Origin of the sequence: Lysobacter sp. GCM10012299 (genome assembly GCF_042649405.1) — a bacterium.
Lineage (GTDB): Bacteria > Pseudomonadota > Gammaproteobacteria > Xanthomonadales > Xanthomonadaceae > Lysobacter_J.
In genome coordinates this window covers 1-22519 of sequence record NZ_JBHRZC010000003.1, presented here as the reverse complement: position 1 = coordinate 22519, position 22519 = coordinate 1, and the positions used below count along the sequence as shown (strand labels likewise).

Genomic DNA, 22519 nt, shown 5'->3' with positions numbered 1-22519 from the left:
TCATCCTTGCATCCGGGTGGGCACCCGCACGTGAAAACCCCAGTCAGTCCTGCGTGCTTGCGCCTGGCGTGATGGGGCCGTGACGCGTGGAGCTTCAGCTGTCGGACAGTCTGGGCGCGTCGCATTCACATCACAGGCAGAACCCGGCAAGCAGCATGCAGGCCAGGTCCCACTGCCTGGCTTTCCATGAAATCGATACTGCAATCCGCGGCGCTGGCTGCGCTCATCGTTCCTGTGCTCTCCCTTGCCCAAGGCGCTCCAGCGGATGCACCAGCGCTGATGCGCGCGCTCGAGGCATCTGCGATCCAGGGCGACCTCAAGGACGACGCCAACGCGCCCGCGCGGCTCCGCGCGCAGATCCTGCTGGATCGGATGCAGTTCGGTCCGGGCGAGATCGACGGGCGCTGGGGCAGCAACACCGAACGCGCGATCGCGGCGTTCCAGCGCAGCCGCAACCTGGACGCGAGTGGCTCGCTGGATGAAGCCACGTGGCAGGCGCTCAACACGGATGCCGCGCCGGTGCTGGTGGAATACCGCCTCACCGCGCAGGACATCGCCGGTCCCTACACCGCCCTGCCGGACGACATGATGGCCAAGGCGGCGCTGCCGCAACTCGGTTTCGCCTCGCTCGCCGAAGCATTGGGCGAGCGCTTCCACGCCAGCCCGGCGCTGCTTGAGGCGCTCAATCCCGGCGCGGATCTCACGCGCGAAGGGACGACACTGTGGGTGCCGAACGTGCAGGCGGCCGAGCCGGCGAAGGCCGCCTCGGTGATCGTCGACAAGTCCGATGCGTCGGTCATGCTCAGGGACGCGCAGGGGCATGTGTACGCGCGCTATCCCGCATCCACGGGCAGCGAGCACGATCCGTTGCCGATCGGCAAGTGGACGATCAAGGGCGTCGCCCGCGATCCGCACTTCCAGTACAACCCGAAACTGTTCTGGGACGCCGAGCCGGGGCACAAGGGCGCAAAGATCGCGCCCGGCCCGAACAACCCGGTCGGCGTGGTGTGGATCGACCTCAGCAAGGACCACTACGGCATTCACGGCACGCCGGAGCCCGGCATGGTGGGAAAGACCGAATCGCACGGTTGCATCCGCATGACGAACTGGAATGCCGCTACGCTGGCAAACGCGGTGGCGCCAGGCACCCCGGCCCTGTTGCAGCAGTGACGCACCGATACCATGGAGCTGCAGATGTCGCGAAGCTTTCTGGTGTTCCTGCTCGTCGTGCTGGCGGGTGCGAATGTGGGCCTGTACCGGTACTGGCACGACAGGCCTTCGCAAGCGGCCTCCGTGGATCCTTCGCCGGTTCCGGCCGCCACGGTCATGGCGCCAGCGTCGAGCGGCGCCCAGGCACCGGCGTCGCCGCCAGCGAAAGCCGATTCATCCGCCGCGGTGACAACCCGCACGGACCCTCGACCGACGGCTACCACGCCGGTTGCGACCCCGCCGGTCGCGACCAGCTACGCCGGCACCGGGCTCCTGGTTCCCGTGCAGGGAGTCACGGCCGCAGAACTCCATGACACGTTCAGCGACGCTCGCGCGGCCGGTCGCGTACACGAGGCCATCGACATCATGGCGCCCCGCGGGACCCCGGTGCTCGCGGTGGCCGATGGGACGGTCGAGAAGCTGTTCACCAGCGTCCCCGGTGGCCTGACCATCTACCAGTTCGAACCCAGCGGCCGCTACGCGTACTACTACGCGCACCTGGACCGGTACGCCGACGGGCTGCGCGAGCATGCGGCGATCCGACGCGGTGACGTGGTCGGATACGTCGGCAGCACCGGCAACGCCGACCCGTCCGCGCCGCACCTGCATTTCGCCATATTCGAGCTCGGCCCGGAACGGCAGTGGTGGAAGGGCACGGCGATCAATCCGTACCCGGTCCTGAGGGGGGCGCAATAGGTGGGGGTACGGGCCGTCCTGAGGGGCGCGCAGCTGATGTAGCCTAAGCAGCCGACGACTTCTTCCGCCCCCCATGGATCCGCGCGATCTGAACCGCATTTTCGAGAGCCTGCAGGGCGACTCGGCTTTGCTGCGGGCAGTCCCCGGATTTCCGGTGGTCGCCATGACCCGGCAACTGCGATCCATCTCGGCAGACCCGGGCAATACCGTCGGTCGCCCCTTCTTCGAGTTGTTCCCGCAGTCCCCGCATACGCCAGCAAGCGTGGCCGCGCTGACGGCGTCTTTCGAGCGCGTGATCCACACCCGGGCCACGGATCACCACGCGCAGCGACTCGACGTCGTGGATCCCGCCACCGGCCAGTTGGTCGAGCGCTACCGGGAATCGATCAACAGCCCGGTCCTGAATGACGCGGGCGAGGTGGAATACATCCTCCACCAGGTCGAGCTCCGTGCCGCACACGACCACGACCGCCTGTCTGCCCAGTCCGAGCATCAGCGCCTCATCTACGAAACCGCGCTGAACAACACGCCCGATTTCGTCTACGTATTCGGCACCGACCATCGCGCCATCTACGCCAACGACTCCCTCCGCAAGGTCTGGGGCGTCGAGGACGTGCGCGGCAAGGTGTGGATGGAGCTGGGCTACGAGCAGTGGCACGCGGACATGCACGATCGCGAACTGGCGCAGGTGATCGCCACCAAGGCGCCGATTCGCGGCGAGATTCCGTTCACCGGCACCAACGGCCGTCGCATCTACGACTACATCTTCGCCCCGGTTCTGAATGCGGCTGGCGACGTGGTTGCGGTGGCGGGAACCACCCGTGATGTCACCGACCGCCAGGCGGCCGAGCAGATCGTGCGGGAACACGCGGACCGCCTGGCGCAGGCCGATCGCGCCAAGGACGAGTTCCTGGCGACGCTGTCGCACGAGCTGCGCAATCCGCTCGCGCCGCTGCGCAACGGAATCCAGATACTGCGCCATACCACCAGCGCCGACAGTCCGCACGACCATATCCACGCGGTCCTGGAGCGGCAGGTCGACCATCTGGTGCGGCTGGTCGACGATCTGATGGACGTGTCACGCATTACCCGCGGTAACGTGTCGTTGCAGTCGGAGACGGTCGAGCTCAGGACGGTGGTGGAAAACGCCGTCGAGGCCGTGCGACCGGAAATCGACGCCGGTCGCCATCGGCTGTCCATCGAACTGCCGGAGCCTTCACCGGTGCTGCAGGGCGACCGCGTCCGCCTGGCGCAGATCCTGACCAACCTGCTGAACAATGCCGGGAAGTACTCGGAGCCTGGCACTGACATCGTGCTGCGCGGCGTCGTCGAGGATGGCGTGCTCCTGCTCTCTGTCAGCGATGCCGGCATGGGCATGGAGCCTTCGGAAATCCCGCACCTGTTCGAGATGTTCACGCGCGGAGGACGGGCCAGGACTTCACACCTTGATGGACTGGGTATCGGCCTGGCGTTGTCCCGCCGCCTGGCGGCGCTGCACGGTGGCTCGCTGGACGGAACCAGCGGTGGTGCGGGCAAGGGAAGTGTCTTCACCCTTCGCTTGCCCCTGCCCGGCAACGCCGAGGGGCCGCTGGCCGGCGCGGGCCGGGATGCCGCTGTCCGCCTCGACCTGCGCCTGCTGCTGGTCGACGACGACATCGACGCCGGCGACAGCCTTGCCGAGGTGTTGCGACTGTCTGGCGCCGAGGTGCATGTCTTCGACAACGGCCCTGACGCGCTGGAGCAGTTCGCAAGCCTGGATCCGGATGTCGTGATCCTCGACATCGGCATGCCTGGCATGACCGGCTACGACGTTGCCCGTGCACTCAGGGGGCGGGGGGTGCAGGTTCCACTTATCGCCTTGACCGGCTGGGGGCAGCCCGCCGACCGCGAGCGGGCATTTGCCGCGGGCTTTGACCATCATCTGGTAAAGCCGATCGCGATTTCCCAGCTCGTCAGGTTGCTGGCGTCACTGGAGGCATCGGCGACGCGCTCCACGCTTGATTCGCAGGCGACGGGCTGAGTAATTCGTGTCGCCAAGGGTGGCGCTGATCCCGGTCCAGTGAACGCAGCGTGTGCAATACCCGCCCAGCTGAACGCAGCGTTGCCGCGTCACGGCGGCATCATCACCATGAGCCGACGCTCCGCGCAAAACAACCGGAGCTGGAGTGATGACGAAGAAGCTGTTGATCCTCGGCGCAATGGTGGCGGTCGTCATGCTCGCCGCCTGCGACCGCAGGCAGACCGATGGCAATTCCACGGTGGGTGAAGCGCCGGACACGGATGCCGCGGCAGCAAAGACCCAGGACACCGTGCCTACCGCCGCCACGTCGACGCCGGAAACCGCCGTGCCGGCTCCCGCCACTGATGCCAATGCGCCCAATGGCGACACACAGGCCCTGAGCATGCTCGCCGCCATCAACCAGCATGAGATCGATGCGGCGAAGCAGGCGGTTGGCAAAGGCGTGACCGGTGCAGTGGCCGAGTACGCCGCGCTGATGGAAAAGGAGCATGGGGACAACCAGGCGAAGACGCTGCAGATGGTGCAGCCCGTGGACACGCCCGACGTCGCGAAGATGAAGGCCGATGGCCAGCAGGAACTGCAGACGCTGGCTCAGAAGAATGGCGCCGACTACGCCAAGGCCTACATGCAGGCGATGGTGACCGGACATGAGAAGGCGTTGGCGACCATCGATTCCAGCCTGTTGCCGATGGCCCAGAGCGAGCAGGCCAAGACCCACCTGACCCAGACCCGGGCACACGTGGCCAATCACCTGGAACGTGCAAAGGCCATCGTGGCAAAGCAGGGCTGAGCAGCGTGGAGGCCCCTGCGAGCACCGATTCGAGCAGCCCGGCAGAAGGCCCGCTGGCTGGCCGGCTGTTCGACTTGAATGGCGACGACAGGGACGTCGCGCTGGAGGCGGTTTCGCTCGACAACATTTCGGACGATCAACTGCTCTGGATTGATCTGGCGGGCCAGCAGATGCGCGATCTTCCTCGGGTCGCGCAGCAGTTGAAATGGCCCGACGGGCTTGCCGGAATGTTGTCGGGCACCACCCCGCAGCTGAGGATGTTCGGGGACACATTCCTGGTCACGGTGGTGGCTGCGCGCAACGACGGGCAGCTCAGGTTCTCCGGAACGGTGCTGTCGATCGTCGCCGGTCGCAACTACGTGGTCAGCGTGCACCCCGAGCCGATCGACTTCATCCGGGAGTTGCAGCAGCGCGAGGCCGGAAACTCCGAGATCGGCGTGCTCAGCGCACAGAGCTTCGTCGCTTCGCTGCTGGACTGGCACCTGGGCTCCTACTTCGAGGCGGTCTCGGACTTCGAAGCGGCCGACGAACGTCTGGAAACCGGAATCCTCGACGGTCGGCATCGCGACTGCCTGCACTCGCTGCGTGAATTGCGCAAGGCCGCATCACGCCTGCGCCGCATGCTGTCCGCGCATCGCGGCGTCTTCTCCGCCATGGCGCGCCCGGATTTCCTGCCGTCCGCAGGGGAAGAATCCAACGAGCACTACCGGACCCTGGATGGGCATTACCATCGCGCGTGGGATGCGGTCGAAGGCACGCGCGAGATTGTCATCGGCAGCTTCGAGCTCTTCAGCAACCAGACGGCATTGCGCACCAACGACGTCGTTCGCGGGCTGACGTTCGTGACCGTGCTGATCGGCGTGCTGGCGGTGATAGCCGGCGTGCTGGGCATGAACTTCGAGGCGCCCATCTTCAAGACCGGCATGACGGGTCTGCTGGTCGCGATTGCACTCATGCTGGCCCTGGCGGCGGCGGGCGTTGTCATTGCCAAGTGGCGTGAGTGGATCTAGGCAGCTGCCGAGTCCAGTGATGCAAGACATTCCGCTCCATGTCGGGGGGGCATGCTGATCTCGTTCTGTTCAGCACGCGTTCTCTTTCAAAGGGGGTCGCGCACAGTGTGCTCACTGCCAACAGGCAACAGTCGTCGTTCCCCAGTTGGAGCACCTGCATGAATACGCAACACGATAACGACCTCAATCGCGACCCCATCACTGGCACCCCCGGATCGCATCCGGTCGGCGTAGGCGTTGGTGGCGTAGGCGGTGCCGCCGCCGGCGCGGTGATCGGCGCATTCGGTGGCCCCATCGGAATGCTGATCGGTGGCGGTATCGGCGCTGTCGCCGGCGCGCTCGCGGGCAAGGCCGTCGCCGAGCAACTCGATCCCACGCTCGAAAACGAGTACTGGAGCACCCAATACAAGACGCGCCCCTATTACGACCCGCAGTACGACTACCAGAGCGACTACGGCCCGGCGTTCGCCCTCGGCGCGAGCACGCGCTCGCAGATGACCGATCGCGCCTGGGACGAATCGCTCGAGGCGGAGCTGCGGCAGCGTTGGGATGAAGCGCGCGGATCGTCCAAGCTGGACTGGAACCGCGCCCAAGGGCCGGTCAGGGATGCATGGGAGCGCAGCGACCGCACGCATCGCGCATTCCGCGAGACTGATCAGTACTACGGCACGCAGTTCGAGCAGGCGCCGTATCGGGTTTCCGGAGCCTCGTTCGATGATTACCGCCCGGCGTACCGCTACGGCACTGCTGCGCGTACCCACTACCCGAACCAGCAGTGGGACGAAGCCGAACCGAAGCTCGAACGGCAGTGGAACGCCGTCAAGGGCGAGTCCCGCCTGACCTGGACCGAAGCCAAGGCCGCGGTCAAGGACGCGTGGCACAACGTCGAGCGCGTGTTACCAGGTGATGCCGACCGCGACGGCCGCTGAGCCGACTGCGCAGTGTGATGGCGACTCAGGCGCCCCATCTTATCGGGGCGCTTGAGTCCACGCGTCGTTTTGACGCGCCTATCCGGCCCTCGGTCCCAAGTCGTTTTCCAGCAGAATGGCGATCAGCCGGGATGACACGTACTCGGCATGCTCACCAGCGTCGTCCCGTATGTCGTCGGCAATGGCCGCCACGGCCACCAGCAGATCCTCGCGGGCCGGGTACTGCGCTCGCAACGTCGCCATGGCCCCGTCCAGCGCAGCAAGGCGCGATTCAAGCTCATAGAGGGACAGGGCCATTCACGAATTATGCGCTGGCACCCGTTGGATAGCGCATGGACGCTAAGTTCACGGGGACAGCGTGACCCTAATGCCACGCCAGGCGCATTCAGCCGGCCACAGATAAGGAAGTGACGCCTTGAGCCTGAAGCATTCGGACTGGCCGTCCCGGCTGTGGATCGTGCGTCACGGACAGAGTGCCGGTAATGCGGCACGCGACGAGGCCGAGGCACGCGGGCTGGGCTTGATCGACATCCAGACCCGCGATGCCGATACGCCACTTTCATCCCTCGGCGAGCAGCAATCGATTGCGCTGGCGCATTGGTTTGCCAGTCAACCCAATTACCTGCAGCCGGACGTCTTCTACAGCTCCCCTTTTGTCCGCTCAGTGGACACCTGCCGTGCCGTGGCGATTCACCTGGCAGGCGAGCACGTCGACATCGGAATCGACGAACGCCTGCGCGAGAAGGAATTCGGGATCCTCGATCGCTATACCAAGCAGGGCATCATCGCGACCTTCCCCGAGCTGGCACAGCAGCGCGAGCGCGTCGGCAAGTTCTACTTCCGACCCCCGGGCGGTGAAAGCTGGTGTGATGTCATCCTGCGGCTGCGCAGCATCGTCGAGGTCCTGCGTCGAGACCATGTCGGCGATCGCGTGCTGATCGTCGCCCACCAGGTCATCGTCAACTGCTTCCGCTACCTGCTCGAGTGCCTCGACGAGCGGGCGATCCTGGCCATTGACGCCGAGGGTGATGTGCCGAACTGCGCCGTCACCGAATACGCGTTGGAGGGCCAGGGCGACCAGGCGCGCTTCGTCCTGCAGCGGGCGAACTTCGTCGCGCCGGAACTGGCCGCGGAAGCCGAAGTCACACGCGCCCCCGACCGCCCGGCAGGCCCGAAATGAGCGACCGCCCCACGTGCCCGTTGCCGGACGTGGACGACAGCCATGGCAAGGAAAGCCGCGGCAGTGTCCTCGTCGTCGGGGGCTCGGCGGAGATTCCCGGTGCCGTGCTGCTGGCGGGCACGGCGGCCTTGCGCGCAGGTGCCGGCAAACTGCAGCTGGCCAGTGTGCGATCGGTCGCGCCGCTGCTGGCGGTGGCAATGCCGGAGGCGCGTGTGTTTCCGCTGCCGGAGGCGGCCGAAGGCGAAATCGCCGAACTGAGCCCGGCCTTGATGCAAGCCGCCGCCGAGGCGGACGCCATCATCATCGGTCCGGGTTGCGAACCTACGACGCAATGGTGGAGCGACGTGCGCCTGCTGGTCGGTGCCGCAAACGGCGTGGTGGTCATGGACGCCGGTGCATTGGGTGCGATCAAGGACGACCATCAGGCCACCGGCCGCTGCATCCTCACGCCTCACGCAGGCGAGATGGCCGCGATCACCGGATTGTCATTGCAGCAGGTGCAGCACGATCCGCTCACGATCGCCACGCAGTACAGCCGCGACACGGGATGCATCGTGGTGCTGAAAGGGGCGACCACGCACGTGGTCGGGCCGGATGGCTCGTCCTGGCAGCATGCAGGTGGAAGCATTGCCCTGGGCACTTCGGGGTCGGGCGATGTCCTGGCCGGCCTGATCGGCGGACTCGCCGCGCGCGGCGCCTCGCCGGTGACGGCGGCGCAGTGGGGCGTGTACCTGCACGGCATGGCAGGCAGTCGGTTCGAGCAGCAGGTCGGCGAAGTGGGGCTGCTTGCGCGGGAACTGCCTGCCATGATTCCTCCCCTGCTGCGTGAACTTGCGGGCAATCGTGGGTCGCACGAGCCCTGACCGGGTGGGTTTTGGGCATGGCGGACATCAGCCCTCCCGGCCTAAAATTCAACATGATCAGACTTACCGACCTCAACCTGCCGCTGGACCACTCCGAGCAGGACCTGCGCGACGCGATCCTGGCGCGCCTTGGCATCGCCGACCACGAGATGACCGGCTATACGGTCGCCAAGCGCAGCTATGACGCGCGCCGGCGCGGCGCGATCGTGCTGATCTATTCGATCGACGTGGACACCCCGCGCGAGGCCGACATCCTCCGCCAGCTGCAACTGGACGCCGAAGCCGCGGAGTTCGCGCGCAGCCGCGACCGGAGGAAGGTGATGCCCACGCCGGACACGCGCTATAAGTTCGTCGCGCGCGCGCCGCAAGGCCTTCCGCTGCGCCCGCTCGTCATCGGCATGGGGCCGTGCGGTCTGTTCGCGGCGCTGGTGCTGGCGCAGATGGGCTTCCGGCCGATCGTGCTCGAGCGCGGCAAGGCCGTGCGCGAGCGCACCAAGGACACCTGGGGCCTGTGGCGCAAGAAAGTGCTGAACCCCGAATCCAACGTGCAGTTCGGCGAGGGCGGGGCGGGCACGTTCTCCGACGGCAAGTTGTGGAGCCAGATCAGCGATCCGAAGCACTACGGGCGCAAGGTCATCGACGAGTTCGTCAAGGCCGGCGCGCCGGAAGAGATCGCTTACGTCAGCAAGCCGCACATCGGCACGTTCCGCCTGGTGTCGATGGTGGAGGAGATGCGCGCGACGATCGAATCGCTGGGTGGCGAGATCCGCTTCAGCCAGCGGGTCGACGATCTGCTGATCGAGACCGGCAGCGACGGGTCGCGCCACGTGCGCGGCGTGACGCTGCAGGGCGGCGAGCAGCTGCGCGCCGACCACGTCGTGCTGGCACTGGGCCATAGCGCCCGCGACACGTTCGCGATGGTGCACGCGCGCGGCGTGTTCGTCGAAGCCAAGCCCTTTTCGATCGGATTCCGCATCGAGCATCCGCAATCGCTCATCGACACCGCCCGCTTCGGCCCGCAGGCCGGGCATCCGCTGCTCGGAGCGGCCGACTACAAGCTGGTGCACCATTGCCGCAACGGCCGCTCGGTGTACAGCTTCTGCATGTGCCCGGGCGGCACGGTGGTCGCCGCTGCCAGCGAGCCCGGGCGTGTGGTCACCAATGGCATGAGCCAGTACTCGCGCAATGAACGCAACGCGAATGCGGCGATCGTCTGCGGCATCACGCCCGACGATTACGCGCCCTACGGCGAGGGCCCGCTGGCCGGCATCGAGCTGCAACGGCATTGGGAAGCGCGTGCGTTCGAGCTCGGCGGCGGCGAGTACGAAGCGCCGGGGCAGCTGGTGGGCGATTTCCTCAAGGGTCGGGCATCGAGCGAGTTCGGCACGGTGCTGCCTTCGTACAAGCCCGGCGTGCGCCTCGGTGACCTCGCACCATCGCTGCCCGAATATGCAATCGAAGCGATCCGCGAGGCGCTGCCGGCGTTCGAAAAGCAGATCCGCGGTTTCGCGATGCACGACGCGATCCTGACCGGGGTCGAGACGCGCACCTCCTCACCGGTGCGCATCACGCGTGGCGAAGACGGCCACAGCCTCAACACGCGCGGCCTGTTCCCGGCAGGCGAGGGCGCCGGCTACGCGGGCGGCATCCTGTCGGCGGGCGTCGACGGCATCCGCACGGCCGAGGCGGTCGCGCTGGATATCGTGTCCCGCGGCACACGCGCCGCATAGCGGCGCCAGCGTCACCAGGATCGGGACAGGCTCAGGACCAGCGTCGAATGGTCGACGTCCGGCGAGTGCAAGTAACGCGCCTCTTCGCCGTCGCTTGAAACCCAGGCGACCTGCAGGTCACAGCGGGCGATGGCGATGCGGTTGGGGCAACCCCGATCTCCATCACATCATTGCGCGATTGAAGTAGGTCGCCTTCTCGAACTCGGCGACATTCGCGGCAATGCGGGCAAGGCCCGGAAACATCGCGGCCAGCTCACTAACGATGGCCTTCGACAAGGCAGCACGCTGCTCGACGGTGCGCCCCTCCATGATCCAGGCGAAGGTGTGGATGAAGTCTTCGCGCCCGCCACCGACGAAGCAGGTTTCGAACGGGTGCACGCGAACCTTGATGTCCGATTCCTCGAACAGGCCCGTGGCGCTCACCACGCTGTGCACCCGGGTGATGATCGATTCTTCGTCCTGGATCCCCAGGAGTCGCTTGGAACAGTCGACGACGAAGTGCGGCATGTTGTCTCCTTGGTTGAAGCCTCAGTCGAGGCGGTGCCACACGGACAGCGGGATGCTTCCATCTGGCCGGGGTGGCACCTTGTAACGCAGCTCGGCACCGTCAAACGTGTACTGGCGCCTCTGGATGGTGCCTTCCCAGTTGGGGAAGGACGAGCCTTCGATCGCGAACACCAACACCGCGGCGCGTTCGTCGATCGACATCGTGCCGTAATGGGTGCTGCTGCCCATCACTGCGGACTTCATTTCGTCGGTGCTGGCGTCGGCCTTGCTGTCGCTGGCGAAACGCAGGCGCTCGGACTTGAAGATCTGCAACGAATACCGCCCCTTGGCGTCGACGACGAGTCTGCCTTTGGGGCTTTCGCCGTAGTCCCGGGTGGTTTCGCCATTCGGCAGGATCTTGTCCGCGGCGACCAGGGTCCAGGTGCCTTGCAGTGGAAATGCGCTTGTCGGCGCTGGCGCGTCGCGCGCAGCCAGGCCCGCAAGCATTGCGACCATTGCGCCGGTCAGGGTTTTCATGGCGGTGAGTCCTCGGGATGGGGATCGACGAGCCCATCCTAGGGCGCTTGATGGATTCGAAAAACCGATCTACAAGGATATCTGCCATTTCAGAATCGAATGGATCCAGATGAAGGCGATGGACGTGGATGCGGTCAGGGCGTTCCTCCTGGCGGCCGACCTGCAGAGCTTCACCCGGGCTGCCGACGTGCTGGGCACCACCCAGTCCGCCGTCAGCCTGAAGCTGCGGAAGCTGGAAGAGCAGCTGGGCCGGCGACTGCTGGAGCGCACGCCGCGGCATGTCCGGCTGTCGGTCGAGGGGCTGGCCTTCCTCGGTGTCGCACGCGAGCTGGTGTCGTCTCACGACCGCGCGGCCGCCGCCTTCGAGACCGAACAGCGCCGGCTGGCGATCGGCATCAACCAGCAGCTGGTTGGTAGCGAGCTGCCGCTCCTGTTGAAGCGCATGCGCGACCACGATCCGAACCTGCTGGTCGAGATCCGCATCGCCGGCACCAACGAACTGATGCAGGCCCAGGAACGGGGTGAACTCGACGCCGTGCTGGTGCTGCGCCCCGAGGATCGCGGCAAGCGCGGCAAGATCGTGTTCGCGGAAACCTTCTCGTGGTTCGCCGCGGCCGGATGGGAGCCGCGCGCCGGGCAACCCTTGCCGCTGGCGACGCAAGGCGAGTCATGCCGCGTCCGGATGGAGGCCGTGCGCACGCTTGACCGGGCCGGCATCGAATGGCGCGAAGTCTTCGTCGGAAAGGGTGCCGCGATCCTGGGCGCCGCTGCCGTCGCCGGACTCGCGGTGGCACTGCTGGCGCGACGCGCGGCGCCGCCGGGTACGGTCGATGTCAGCGGGCAGCTATCGCTGCCGACGATCCGATCACAGGACGTGATGCTCTACAGCAACCTCAGCGACCGGCGGACGCGCGATGCATTGCGGGTGCTGACGCTGGCATTCCAGTGAAGGCTGGCCCCATGGCTTGATCTCATGGGCCGGCGCCCATCTGCTGCAGCGGGCAAGGGACGCCCGGCGCAGGCCACGGACCAGGTGGCCATTGATTGTTTACTCCGCGGCAACAGCGAGGTGCCGATCGGACGACTGTTTGAAGCGTGATCGGGCCATATAAAGGGCCTACAAGACATCACATTCCAGGTGCTCCAATGAAACGTCTGCGAGGCAAGGTCGCGCTGATTACCGGCGGCAACAGTGGCATCGGTCTGGCAGCAGCGCAGCTGTTCGCGGCCGAGGGAGCGAAGCTGATCATCACGGGAAGACGGCAGGATGCGCTGGACGAAGCGGTGCGCCAGATCGGTCACGATGCCATCGGAATCCAGGGCGATGTCGCCGACATCGAGCATCACGCCCACGTGGCGAAGACCGTGCAGGACCGGTTCGGCGCGCTTGACGTGTACATGGCCAACGCCGGCGTCATCACGATCGCGCACTCGGCCGGCGTGACCGCCGACGAGTACGACGCCCAGTTCAACGTCAACACGCGTGGCGTCTTCTTTGGCGTGCAGTCCATAACGCCGGTCATGCGGGACGGCGGAAGCATCATCCTGACCAGCTCTCTGGCAGCGACGAAGGTACTGCAGGGACACGCCGTGTATGCCGGTACCAAGGCCGCCATCACCGCATTCGCCCGTAGCTGGGCGCTGGAACTGCGCGAGCGACGGATACGCGTCAACGTGCTCAGCCCAGGCCCGGTGGACACCTCGATCCTGTCCAAGCTCGGAATCCCGGAGGCTGAGCGTCCCGCGTTCCTGCAGACCATGGCGGACCTGATTCCTGCCGGACGCCTGGGCGAACCGGATGAGCTGGCCCGGGCTGCACTTTTCCTGGCCAGCGCCGACAGCACGTTCGTCAACGGCATCGAGCTCAACGTCGACGGCGGTATGTTGCTGACCTGATGCCGCCAGGCCTGCCGCGGTCTACCGGGGAGGCGGAACAGATATGCCGGCCTCCGTCTGCACCACCGGCTTCAGGCTCCCGTCTGCGTTGTACTGCAGGTACTCCACCGTCACCGCGCGCCTGCCGATCGAACCATTCTGGTCACCGATGGCCAGCGCGGCGTTATGCAGGAACAGGTACCAGTTGCCCTTGAACTGGGCGATGCCGGGATGGATGGTGAAGCTGTACTTGCCCGAGCCTGTCAGCTCGCCGCGGTAGGTCCACGGCCCCTGGATCGAGGGAGCGGTGGCGTAGGACACCTTCTCGTCGCGGTGTTTCGAGCGGTCCAGCGAGGCGTACGTCAGGCAATACAGCGCACCGCGCTTGTGCAGCCAGGGACCTTCCTCGAAGTGGGGCGGGGTGATGTCGGTGATCGGGCCATCGAGCTCGATCATGTTGGGCTTGAGCCTGGCGATGTAGCACTGCCGATTGCCCCAGGCGATCCAGGTGGTTCCGTCGTCGTCGGTGAACACCGTCGGGTCGATGTCCTCCCAGCTGTGCGTCCCCTTGGGCGTCATGTCGTTGGTGATCAGCGCAGCGCCCTTCGCATCGACGAACGGACCGGTAGGCGTATCCGCCACGGCGACCGCGATGGCCTTGCCCGGTTGGGTATCGTCGTGCTCGACCGCGGCATAGAACCAGAACTTGCCGTTCTTCTCGATCGCCTGCGAAGCCCAGGCGTCGGCCTTCGCCCACTTGAAGTCGGTCGCCTTCATGATCGGGCCGTGATCCGTCCACGTCTTCATGTCGGCGGTCGAATAGACCAGCCAATCGCGCATGTTGAACATCTCGTCGCGCTGGGCCTCGTCGTGGCCGACATACAGGTACAGCCGGTCGCCTGCGACGAGCGGAGCCGGATCGGCGGTGAACTTGTCGTGGAAGAGCGGGTTGCCCTTGGGCGTGGCGATTGCGGCCCTGGCATCATCCCGTGCGTTTGCCGGTTCGGCCGCAATCCAAAGCAGTGCGGTCGTCAGCGCAATGCAGCCGAGCACGGGTAGTGGGCGGAACTCAAGGTGCACGGTCTTTCCCCGGAGGACGCTGTGTATAGAATGCCACCAGCAACGATCTTGGGGGATTAGTGCCATGCGCATGACATGGATGCTTGCAGTGGCAAGCCTGATCGCGCCGGGCCCTGGCAGCGCTGCAGACTTCGACCTGGTGAACTGCGCTATTGCCGGAGAGGCTCCGGCGGATGCGGTCCATGTACCGATGCAGCCGGTGACTATGACAATATGAATCGCGCGTCCTGTACGCGCCGGCTCAGTGAACCCAATGGAGACCAGGAACTCTGGTTCCAGCAGCTTCAGTTCTGACTGGTGTAACGGCTTCGGCACGGGAACAAGAACAGATAGTGATATCGGTGACATATGACCGCTCAAAAACTCGCTGGGGGCACGGTCCACAAGCTGCCTGCTGATCTCCGGGAAGCCATCGAAGCCGATGCCGCGGCCACGACCCTCTGGGCCGACATCACGCCATTGGCACGGAACGAGTGGATCTGTTGGGTCACTTCACCCAAACAGGAAGCGACCAGGAAACGTCGCATCGAGGTCGGCATCGACAAGATGCGAGGAGGCATGCGCAGGCCATGCTGTTGGCCCGGGTGCCCGCACCGCTGACCGGGTGGAGCTGCTCCACACGATGTGCATCAGGGCTTACTTGGCCTGGGCGTTCGGAGCGACCACCGCCTCGCAGAGACGTTCTATCACCCGGCTCCCGGCGCGGGCCTCATCCTCGTCTGCGGGAGCAAACTCGGTCACGGTAAAGCCGACCAGATCCGCTTCGCGTGCAATGCGCCCTACTAGCGCGACCGCATCATCAACGCGCAGCTTTCCGTCGGAATAGGCGACGTAGGGAAACTCAAGCGGATCCAGTGCGTCCAGGTCGAAATGGATGTGCACCGGTCCGTCGATGGCCGCCTGCGGGTCCAGCCGCTGCAGGTCCAGCTCACGTTGCAGTTCCCAATCGCCATCGTCACCCACCTGGATGCCGACGTAGCGGAAGCGGGACGGCTCGAGGGGCATTCCGAGGTACGGCCGCATCGGTCCAGGCGCGCGCCCCAGAATCGCGCTGACCGGCATGCCGTGGAAGTTACCGCTGGGCGAGGTTTCTGGTGTGTTGGCGTCGAGGTGAGCATCGACCCAGATGACCCGAAGATCCGGATGCACGCCCATCAGATAGTCGATGACTGCGACATCCACGGCGCAGTCGCCTCCGGCGGTCAGGACGCGCCTGGCGCCCGAACTGGCGAGGATGTTCTGCGCACTGCGGAACTGCGCGAAGATCGCTGGCCAGCGGTGAATGCCGTGGAGCAGTTCGTCATCGGCCTCGTCATCGCCATGCGCAGGCGGAACCCGGACCAGCGGGGCGAACCGTCCGCAGACGTCCGCGGCCGCCGCGGCGCCGCGCGGCAGGTTCTCGTATCGCCCCGATCCCTGCCACTGCGGGTAAGAAAGACTGAGGTCGAACGGCATGGTTCTGCGCTCCTGTCAGGTTGCCACTATAGCCCCGGGCTTGGTGGGCAGTGGTAGTGTCCGCTTTCGACTAAAAGCGGCCTTTCGAGCGCCGTCCACCTCTCTGGAGGACCTTCTGTTTCCATACCGCTATAAGGTTTCGCTTCGCTTTCGACATCCATCTGCGGATCTGTCGCATTTCACAAACTTGATTGGCATCGAACCGGGCCGCCAATGGACCTCCGGGGAGCTTCGCAGTTCACCGCGCGGCACGTCGCTCGATGGCGTGCGCTCCGATTCCTATTGGTGCGCCTCGATTGAAGTCGGCGAGTCGGATTTCGAGACCTCATTGCTCGCAGTGCTGATCCATTTGGAACAGTTCCGCGACGCCATTGAGTTGAACTCCGTGACGGGCGGTTGTGCCGAATTGTTCATCGGGTTCTTCCTGGAGGCCTTCAATGGCGGCTTCTCGCTCAAGCCAGAACTCCTTGAAAAGTGCGCGTCACTGCACCTGTCCTTGGACTTCGACATCTATGGGCAAGAGGACGATCCTCGCAGTTTGCCCTGATATCCACGGGGGGCGGCCCGAGACAGGGCAAGGTGCTTCGAATGGCCGCTTCTAACCGATGCGGCCATAGGGTCGGGCGGGGTGGTAGGACCAGTGCTAATTTCCGCTTTCGACCCAAAGCGGGCATCTAGCTAAGTGACATCAAGGGGAAACGCCGTGAGGTTTGCTATCGTTTCGGTGGTTTGTGTGTGGCTAACTGCTTGCGCTCTGGAAACGCTCGACACGCACTTCAGCACGGCCAAGGAAGCGATCGATGCAGGCATGGTCGAGAAGGGATGGATTCCCAACTGGATTCCTCAGGACGCGACCGACCTTCGCGAGGTGCACAACCTCGATTCGAACGTGAGCGAGCTTTCGTTCGCTATGCCAAGCGGCAGCCAGGTCCATCTGTCCTCGGACTGCAAGCCGGTCCCGTACGTGGACACTGTTCCGGCGCGGATAGGTCGCGACTGGTGGCCCTCCGAAGATGCGCTAGATGGTTCATATGTGTTCTTCCGATGCCAAGCCGATCACACAGAATATCGGTTCGTCGCGATTAGCAAGTCCGGCGCTAATGTCTTGCATTGGCGCACCTATTCCCGCTGAAGCTCGCAACGCCACAGGCCGTCAATGCGAACCTCCGCTTCTGGCCGCTACCGGTCATAGGGCCAGGCGCGACGGCCGGCGCAGTGCTAACGTCCGCTTCCGACCCGAAGCGGACATTTCACGCTCGGCGAATGGGGGGGTGAGCTTTGAAGATGCCGGACCACGTAACTGACAAGCTTTGGAGCTTCGGCTTCTGCGTGATCGTAATTGTTTGCGGTCCGGGGGCCATGTTCCTGGGTGCCCTGGCCACATCTGCAATGATCGGCAACCCGGTGGGTGGCTCCTATCACGGCACGGATCAGGTGGTCGAGTTTTTCATGCTGTTTGGAAGCTTGTTTCTTGGCATGTTCCTGGCGGCCAGGTCCATCGCCCTCTTGAAGCGCTGCTTCATTGATGTGGATACGTGCCGGCGCTGGCAAGCGCAGTTCGAGCAGAGCATCGCCGCATGGCCCGCACCATTGCAGCGTCTTTTCAAGATCATCGATGGTATGGCCTCTACTGACGCGAAAGATGCGCATTAGGTCGCGCCGAATGACCGGATTGCCTTGGTCACGGGATTCCGCTTCCGGCCCGTTGGGGTCTTTGGCACGACTCGATATCGAAGGGTCAATGTGAGCAATCGCCCAAAGCTGAGGAGAGACCAGAAGGCGAAGTTGCGAGCGGATCACTTGGCGCAGGTGGCGCGCCAAAAGATCGATCAGCGTACTCGCCGCAGGGCAGCCGTCGCGAATGCCTTCAACACTAGGGAGAAGGTGCGTCATCTCTTGAACTTTGTGTGGAAAGCGACTGGCGGCCCCATCGTGGCGATAACAGGCTGGTCGCCATTCTCCAAGGGCCGCAAGGGACCGCCGGCCTGAGAATCCGTTGACGCCGTTGGGCTTAGTGGGGGCGCTTGCGAGCGTCCGCTTCTGGCCGATACCGGACGCTCGGCTAGATCCACTGCCGGGGGCGGTGCTAACGTCCGCTTTCGACCCAAAGCAGCCATTCGACGGCACCGTTCCGGCTCGGTTCGCTCATTCCGGTATACGTCGGCTTGTTAGCCGGACTCTGCTTGCATAAGCTCAATCCCAGACCCGCGGACCCATCTAGGTCTGGGTAGGTCGCCGCACATGGGGGAGTCTAATGAACTGGAAGAGGGGCATCACACGGCTTTACTTGGTCGGCTGGGCCGTTTGGCTCATAGCGATTTCAACGAGGACGGCGCTGCTTGTTACGGCGGGCGCACACAATGGGGAGCTGGGCATGGCTTTAGGTATCTTCGCCTGGCTCGGCCTGGTTCTTCCCGGCGGCGTGTTGATCGCATTGCGCTGGGCGTTGGACGGTTTCGCTCAACCCGGCAATAGCGGCTAACAATTCATTCAAGCCGAAGGCAGCCGGACTCGTACTAATGTCCGCTTCCGACTGCGGGGCGGGGGCCAGGGCCGGTGCTAATCTCAGCCTGTAGCTAAATCGGAAGTCGCAGTCCATTCCATGGGCTGTGGCGCCAGACGCATACCAGGGACCTGCGCGTCCTCTCAATGGTCGGATCGGATGGACTTTCTTCGTATCTTCAAACACGAATCGGGCCGGTCCAAGCAGTCAAGGTTCACCGTCCCGGCGCTGACTAACCTGCTTACCCAGCATGGGTTCAACTACGTCGGTTTCATTGCCGAAACCGACACCATGCGAGGCACCGAGAATCACCGGTTTAGCAACGGTCATGTGACCTTCAACTTCGGCTTTGCGTACTCGATCTATGGCGAGGACCTGATCACACTCGAGGATTCGACTGGCAAGACAGGCGGCGCATATCTTTCCTACTACGTTGACTACGCCTGCCTTCGAAACAGCTATCGGGACGCAGGCCTGTCGCACGACGAGGCCCTCGCAAATGCACTCCAGGGCCATGTTGATGATGTTGTCGCCCTCTATCGGTTCGTTCGTAGCCAAGGCAGAACCATTCCACTCAAGGCCGATAGAGAACGAATGGCCGCTGCTGGCCGTTAGCGGACATTAGGGCAGGGCTGACGCCAGGACCGGTGCTAATGTTCGCTTTCGACCCAAAGCGGACATCTGATCTTTGCCATGAAAGGACTCAATCGTACTCGCCTCACATTGCTGGCCTCCCCATTACTTGTGCTTGTCGGGATGGCAAGCGCGACGGAAAGTCCCCTTGCTCCTCAGTGGCTTGTCGGGACGTGGACCAAGACCGTCGACGAAGATCAGGGGCCGCCGGACTCCATCACCTTTCGAAGTGACGGCACGTTTGCGACGTACGACGATCGATGCCGCGCGCACACCAATACCTATTTCGTGAAGAATGGATTGGTGTTCCTGCTGATTCCGCTGGAGAAGGGGCCCATCGCCCTCGTGCTGGATGCAGGCGATGACCATGCGACCATGAGGTTCACATCGCCGCGGACGCGGAACAACGCTGTGTACGTACCATCCGAAGGTCCGCACTGTCGATTGCAGGAAAGCTGATCCCGGCAAACGAGGTGGTGCAATGTTTCACTGCACCGGACCCACGGGTCCGTCTATATGGTGTTAGGCCTACCAGTGACCTATCAGCGACTCCTGACGGTCCTATCTGCGGCCCTCCTGTTGTTACTGGGATGCGCGCCAGCACCCTCACCGCCCAGCTCCGTTACGAGTCAAGCGCCGCACCCTCCCGCCCTCCCAGTCGACCAGGGAGACGTCGGGCACTTCCACGACTGCTCTGCGGAACCGCGCAGAGCGCTGTCAGTGCGTGAGCGGTGCGAGATTTCCGCGCTAAAGGCCCGCTGCACCGCCCTCGATGACTGCCTTGTTACCTGTCTCAGCAGCCCAGATGGCGTGTTCCTCCACCACGGATGCGGCGGGGTTTGCACCCTGTGGCGTCATCGCCCCAGTCCGCTTCCCAAGGCTATTGACGCTTGCGAGAGCGTGCCTGGCGATTCGGGGCTTCTACAAACTCGGCGCAGGGCTAACAATCCATTCAAGCCGACGCCGCTCCGCGGCTCGGCATAATTCAGGCGTTCGCGAATGGCCGTTTGTGGCCGAAAGCGGCCATCGCGCCGCGCGGGACGGGGCGGGGCGGTCGGACCAGTGGTGATGCCCGCTTCCGACCCAAAGCGGACATCTTTCGCAAACTCGTACGGGGGTATGAATGAAAATTGCATTCCCGCTCGCCTTGGCTGCGTTGGGCGCGTTGTCAGGCACTCAGCATGAGCTGGTCATCGGCGGAATCACGCTTGGTCAATCGGAATCATCCGTGATCGGTACCCTCGGGAAGCCGGCAAGCCGGAGCGTCAGTGAAACCACCGATTACCTGCCCGTTACCCTCACGTACCCCGGCTTCACGATTGGTCTTGACGAGAAGGGCGTTGGACGCTTGCTCTCGTCCAGTAGTCGTTATTGCACTCCCGTGGGCGCATGCCCGGGCATGCGCCTTGTCGACGTCCAACGCATCTACGGGCCCGAGATGAGGGTGGAGCAAGTCGACGGAGCGCCGAAGGGGTATGTCTTCGATGAGGGTTGCTGGCTCGCATTCGCCGTGAAGTCCGCAAACATCGACACCATTGAGGTCACTTGCATGCCTTGAGCGGCGTTGCGAGAAATGGCCGCTTCTGGCCGATAGCGGCCATCGCGCCGCGCGGAGCGGGGCGGTCGGACTGCTGCTCATGTCCGCCTTCGACCCGTAGCGGCCATTCAGGCCGTGTTCCAGCCCTGACTCGCTCCCTACCCAGAAGTCCTTTTGAGGTGGTCTTTCGTCCCATGAAACCCATGCTTTCAATCTTGCTTGTTGCAACGCTATCGCTCCTTGCGTCGTGCGATGCGCCTGGCGAGGGTCAAAAGGCACAAGCAGGTAAGGCGCTTGGTAGCAGCGTGGCTACGGCTCTTGAGCATTTCATGGCTGAGAAAGGGCATTACCCAGAGACCTTGCCTGAGTTGCATCCCAAGTACCTCACCTTCGTACCCAAAGAATCGGGGCATGGGGATACAGAAGGCACACTGTTTAGCTACGCCAAGCAACTGGACGGCAGCTACCGGCTTTCCTTCAGCTACTTCGGTCCGGGAGCAAATGAGTGCTGCCTTGAGGCGCCTCGCCAGCCACTGCTATGGGTTTGCCGCGGCCACTACTAATTCGTCGCGCGCGGACCGTTCTGTGATGTCCGCTTCTGGCCGTTAGCCGCCATTGGGTCGGGCGGCGCAATCGAACCAGTGCTAATGTCCGCTTCCGACCCATAGCGGTCATTGACCAGGCATTCCAGCCGAACCCCCGGGTCCGCCTATTAGGCAGATTGCCCCTTTGAACTCTGCAATCGAATTTCACGACTCTGACGTTCGGTCCATCGAATCTATCGATGGCTGTGTACGTATTGTCTTTTCCAGCGCTTATGTTCACCACAGCGCCGGCCGGCCCGGCATTGATCCAGGTCAGGGGTTTTGCCAGTCAGCCGAACTAGTCTTCTTCAACAGCGAGTGTTCAGTTCTAGCACCGGACTGCGTCGGCGCCATTTCGGACGGCTCTGTGCGGATTGGGGCGCAATCTTTCGAGCTGCTCCAATTGCCATGCTCAATCTCAGGTGATATTTCGGCGAACTTCGTGTTTACATCCGGCGCGCGGATTAGCATCACTGCTCGTTCGTTAGACTGCATTCCAATCGGAAGTCCTACGTTCGTGGAAACCTACGAAGACTGACAATTCAGTCAAGCCGACGCCGCTCTGCGGGCCCTCTCAACCCGGACGTTGGGGAATGGCCGCTTGTGGTCAATAGCGGTCGTTGGTCGGGGCGGGGCGGTCGGACCAGTGCTAATGTCCGCTTCCGACCCAAAGCGGTCATTGGTCGGGTAGGCCACCAGGCACCGGCCCCGTGGTTCTGTCCAATTAGGTTGCTGGGGTTCATTGATGGACTACGACGATCCGGCGGTGGAAGAGCAGTGGTGCTCTGACCGTCGCAGTCAGGTAGCGGCGTACCTGGCAACAGAGCAGGTAACACACGGCCAAATCGGTGACTGGCCTGCTTGGCACTTTGCGCCGTACGTATCCATCTGGGCCATCGAAAGTCATTCCGAGCTCGGATGGGTTGGCTGGTGGGTCATCTGTGGCGATCTTCCGACAGATTACGTTTCCGCCTCGTCCATCAAACACCCTCGTGATGCCATGCTTGCCTTTGCGCATCGCTGGCGTTCCGCGGCCGAGTGCTTGGCCTTAGGCCAATCCCCGCCTGGGTTTTCATTGGGCGCCCCATCAGACGGGGTGGCGCTTGCCCCGTTGTTGGCGGCCCGCGCAGGACTTCTCCAAGATTTCGCCACAGACACAGAATTGTGGGATGAGCCCTGAAGATGCATTGAAGCCGGAGCCGCTTCGCGCTCCGGCTAGACTCTGGCGTTGGCGAATGCCCGCTTGCCGATAGCGGTCATTAGGGCGGGCTGGACGCCTGACTGGTGCTAATGTCCGCTTTCGACTGCGGTTTCAACCGGTCGATGCAACACACTGAGAGCTGCCTAGGCAGCGGGAGTGTTGCAGATGAAGTACCGGGCAAGGATCTGTTACACGGAAAGC

26 protein-coding genes are annotated in these 22519 nt (G+C 64.0%); 21 read left to right on the top strand and 5 right to left on the bottom strand.

Going from position 1 to position 22519, the window contains the following annotated elements; genetic code table 11:
- The first annotated feature begins 186 nt into the window (after window positions 1-186).
- The 6 genes from ACFOPO_RS08240 (at window position 187) to ACFOPO_RS08215 (ending at window position 6654) form a co-directional block, all read left to right on the top strand.
- Window positions 187-1170, top strand: a complete 984-nt coding sequence (locus ACFOPO_RS08240; protein ID WP_386702715.1) for a L,D-transpeptidase family protein — start codon at window positions 187-189, stop codon at window positions 1168-1170.
- Between the two features lie 39 nt (window positions 1171-1209).
- Window positions 1210-1905: a M23 family metallopeptidase gene (locus ACFOPO_RS08235; protein WP_386703274.1), complete on the top strand. Its 696-nt coding sequence runs from the start codon at window positions 1210-1212 to the stop codon at window positions 1903-1905.
- Window positions 1906-1978: 73 nt separating this feature from the next.
- Complete coding sequence (locus tag ACFOPO_RS08230) at window positions 1979-3925, top strand: response regulator (RefSeq protein WP_386702714.1); 1947 nt, start codon at window positions 1979-1981, stop codon at window positions 3923-3925.
- A 148-nt stretch (window positions 3926-4073) separates the two neighbouring features.
- Window positions 4074-4715 (top strand): DUF4142 domain-containing protein, encoded by a 642-nt coding sequence (locus tag ACFOPO_RS08225; protein ID WP_386702713.1) that lies wholly within the window; start codon window positions 4074-4076, stop codon window positions 4713-4715.
- Between the two features lie 5 nt (window positions 4716-4720).
- Window positions 4721-5725 carry a CorA family divalent cation transporter gene (locus ACFOPO_RS08220; protein WP_386702712.1) on the top strand — a complete coding sequence of 335 codons (1005 nt, stop codon included), beginning with the start codon at window positions 4721-4723 and terminating at the stop codon, window positions 5723-5725.
- Window positions 5726-5883: 158 nt separating this feature from the next.
- Entirely contained in the window at window positions 5884-6654 is a 771-nt protein-coding gene (locus ACFOPO_RS08215; protein ID WP_386702711.1) for a hypothetical protein, read from the top strand.
- A 78-nt stretch (window positions 6655-6732) separates the two neighbouring features.
- Here ACFOPO_RS08215 and ACFOPO_RS08210 read toward each other — a convergent pair whose 3' ends face one another.
- Window positions 6733-6951 carry a hypothetical protein gene (locus ACFOPO_RS08210; protein ID WP_386702710.1) on the bottom strand — a complete coding sequence of 73 codons (219 nt, stop codon included), beginning with the start codon at window positions 6949-6951 and terminating at the stop codon, window positions 6733-6735.
- A 118-nt stretch (window positions 6952-7069) separates the two neighbouring features.
- Here ACFOPO_RS08210 and ACFOPO_RS08205 point away from each other — a divergent pair, with 118 nt between their 5' ends.
- From ACFOPO_RS08205 to ACFOPO_RS08195, 3 genes are read left to right on the top strand one after another with little or no spacing between them, the layout of a single operon-like run.
- A complete protein-coding gene (locus ACFOPO_RS08205; protein ID WP_386702709.1) occupies window positions 7070-7834 on the top strand; it encodes a histidine phosphatase family protein in 765 nt (254 codons plus the stop codon).
- Complete coding sequence (locus ACFOPO_RS08200) at window positions 7831-8697, top strand: NAD(P)H-hydrate dehydratase (RefSeq protein ID WP_386702708.1); 867 nt, start codon at window positions 7831-7833, stop codon at window positions 8695-8697. The genes ACFOPO_RS08205 and ACFOPO_RS08200 overlap by 4 nt, the downstream gene beginning before the upstream one ends.
- A 53-nt stretch (window positions 8698-8750) precedes the next feature.
- Window positions 8751-10427, top strand: a complete 1677-nt coding sequence (locus tag ACFOPO_RS08195) for an NAD(P)/FAD-dependent oxidoreductase (RefSeq protein WP_386702707.1) — start codon at window positions 8751-8753, stop codon at window positions 10425-10427.
- A 162-nt stretch (window positions 10428-10589) separates the two neighbouring features.
- On the opposite strand, the gene ACFOPO_RS08190 is transcribed toward ACFOPO_RS08195, so the two are convergent.
- The gene (locus tag ACFOPO_RS08190; RefSeq protein ID WP_386702706.1) at window positions 10590-10934 is read right to left on the bottom strand and encodes a 5-carboxymethyl-2-hydroxymuconate Delta-isomerase; all 345 of its coding nucleotides are present in this window, start codon (window positions 10932-10934) and stop codon (window positions 10590-10592) included.
- A 21-nt stretch (window positions 10935-10955) separates the two neighbouring features.
- The gene (locus ACFOPO_RS08185; RefSeq protein ID WP_386702705.1) at window positions 10956-11450 is read right to left on the bottom strand and encodes a lipocalin-like domain-containing protein; all 495 of its coding nucleotides are present in this window, start codon (window positions 11448-11450) and stop codon (window positions 10956-10958) included.
- Window positions 11451-11559: 109 nt separating this feature from the next.
- On the opposite strand from ACFOPO_RS08185, the gene ACFOPO_RS08180 reads away from it, so the two are divergent.
- Complete coding sequence (locus tag ACFOPO_RS08180; RefSeq protein WP_386702704.1) at window positions 11560-12399, top strand: LysR family transcriptional regulator; 840 nt, start codon at window positions 11560-11562, stop codon at window positions 12397-12399.
- A gap of 197 nt (window positions 12400-12596) precedes the next feature.
- A complete protein-coding gene (locus ACFOPO_RS08175) occupies window positions 12597-13346 on the top strand; it encodes a glucose 1-dehydrogenase (protein WP_386702703.1) in 750 nt (249 codons plus the stop codon).
- Window positions 13347-13367: 21 nt separating this feature from the next.
- Here ACFOPO_RS08175 and ACFOPO_RS08170 read toward each other — a convergent pair whose 3' ends face one another.
- Window positions 13368-14405, bottom strand: a complete 1038-nt coding sequence (locus tag ACFOPO_RS08170; RefSeq protein WP_386702702.1) for a glycoside hydrolase family 43 protein — start codon at window positions 14403-14405, stop codon at window positions 13368-13370.
- A 348-nt stretch (window positions 14406-14753) separates the two neighbouring features.
- On the opposite strand from ACFOPO_RS08170, the gene ACFOPO_RS08165 reads away from it, so the two are divergent.
- Entirely contained in the window at window positions 14754-15005 is a 252-nt protein-coding gene (locus ACFOPO_RS08165; RefSeq protein ID WP_386702701.1) for a YdeI/OmpD-associated family protein, read from the top strand.
- A gap of 36 nt (window positions 15006-15041) precedes the next feature.
- Here ACFOPO_RS08165 and ACFOPO_RS08160 read toward each other — a convergent pair whose 3' ends face one another.
- Window positions 15042-15860 (bottom strand): arginase family protein, encoded by an 819-nt coding sequence (locus ACFOPO_RS08160; protein WP_386702700.1) that lies wholly within the window; start codon window positions 15858-15860, stop codon window positions 15042-15044.
- Between ACFOPO_RS08160 and ACFOPO_RS08155 the strand changes: the two genes are divergently transcribed.
- The 9 genes from ACFOPO_RS08155 to ACFOPO_RS08115 all read left to right on the top strand — a co-directional run bounded on the left by ACFOPO_RS08155 (window position 15859) and on the right by ACFOPO_RS08115 (window position 22297).
- On the top strand, window positions 15859-16407 hold the full coding sequence (locus ACFOPO_RS08155) for a DUF4279 domain-containing protein (protein ID WP_386702699.1): 549 nt from the start codon (window positions 15859-15861) through the stop codon (window positions 16405-16407). The two genes, ACFOPO_RS08160 and ACFOPO_RS08155, sit on opposite strands and share 2 nt — an antisense overlap.
- A 156-nt stretch (window positions 16408-16563) precedes the next feature.
- Window positions 16564-16992, top strand: a complete 429-nt coding sequence (locus tag ACFOPO_RS08150) for a hypothetical protein (RefSeq protein WP_386702698.1) — start codon at window positions 16564-16566, stop codon at window positions 16990-16992.
- A gap of 152 nt (window positions 16993-17144) precedes the next feature.
- The gene (locus ACFOPO_RS08145) at window positions 17145-17513 is read left to right on the top strand and encodes a hypothetical protein (protein ID WP_386702697.1); all 369 of its coding nucleotides are present in this window, start codon (window positions 17145-17147) and stop codon (window positions 17511-17513) included.
- Window positions 17514-18114: 601 nt separating this feature from the next.
- Window positions 18115-18342: a hypothetical protein gene (locus ACFOPO_RS08140; protein ID WP_386702696.1), complete on the top strand. Its 228-nt coding sequence runs from the start codon at window positions 18115-18117 to the stop codon at window positions 18340-18342.
- 180 nt (window positions 18343-18522) lie between these two features.
- Complete coding sequence (locus ACFOPO_RS08135) at window positions 18523-18978, top strand: hypothetical protein (RefSeq protein ID WP_386702695.1); 456 nt, start codon at window positions 18523-18525, stop codon at window positions 18976-18978.
- Window positions 18979-19056: 78 nt separating this feature from the next.
- Window positions 19057-19455, top strand: a complete 399-nt coding sequence (locus ACFOPO_RS08130) for a hypothetical protein (protein ID WP_386702694.1) — start codon at window positions 19057-19059, stop codon at window positions 19453-19455.
- 664 nt (window positions 19456-20119) lie between these two features.
- Complete coding sequence (locus ACFOPO_RS08125; protein WP_386702693.1) at window positions 20120-20554, top strand: hypothetical protein; 435 nt, start codon at window positions 20120-20122, stop codon at window positions 20552-20554.
- Between the two features lie 173 nt (window positions 20555-20727).
- Entirely contained in the window at window positions 20728-21096 is a 369-nt protein-coding gene (locus ACFOPO_RS08120) for a hypothetical protein (RefSeq protein ID WP_386702692.1), read from the top strand.
- A gap of 766 nt (window positions 21097-21862) precedes the next feature.
- On the top strand, window positions 21863-22297 hold the full coding sequence (locus ACFOPO_RS08115; protein ID WP_386702691.1) for a DUF4826 family protein: 435 nt from the start codon (window positions 21863-21865) through the stop codon (window positions 22295-22297).
- Window positions 22298-22519: the final 222 nt, after the last annotated feature.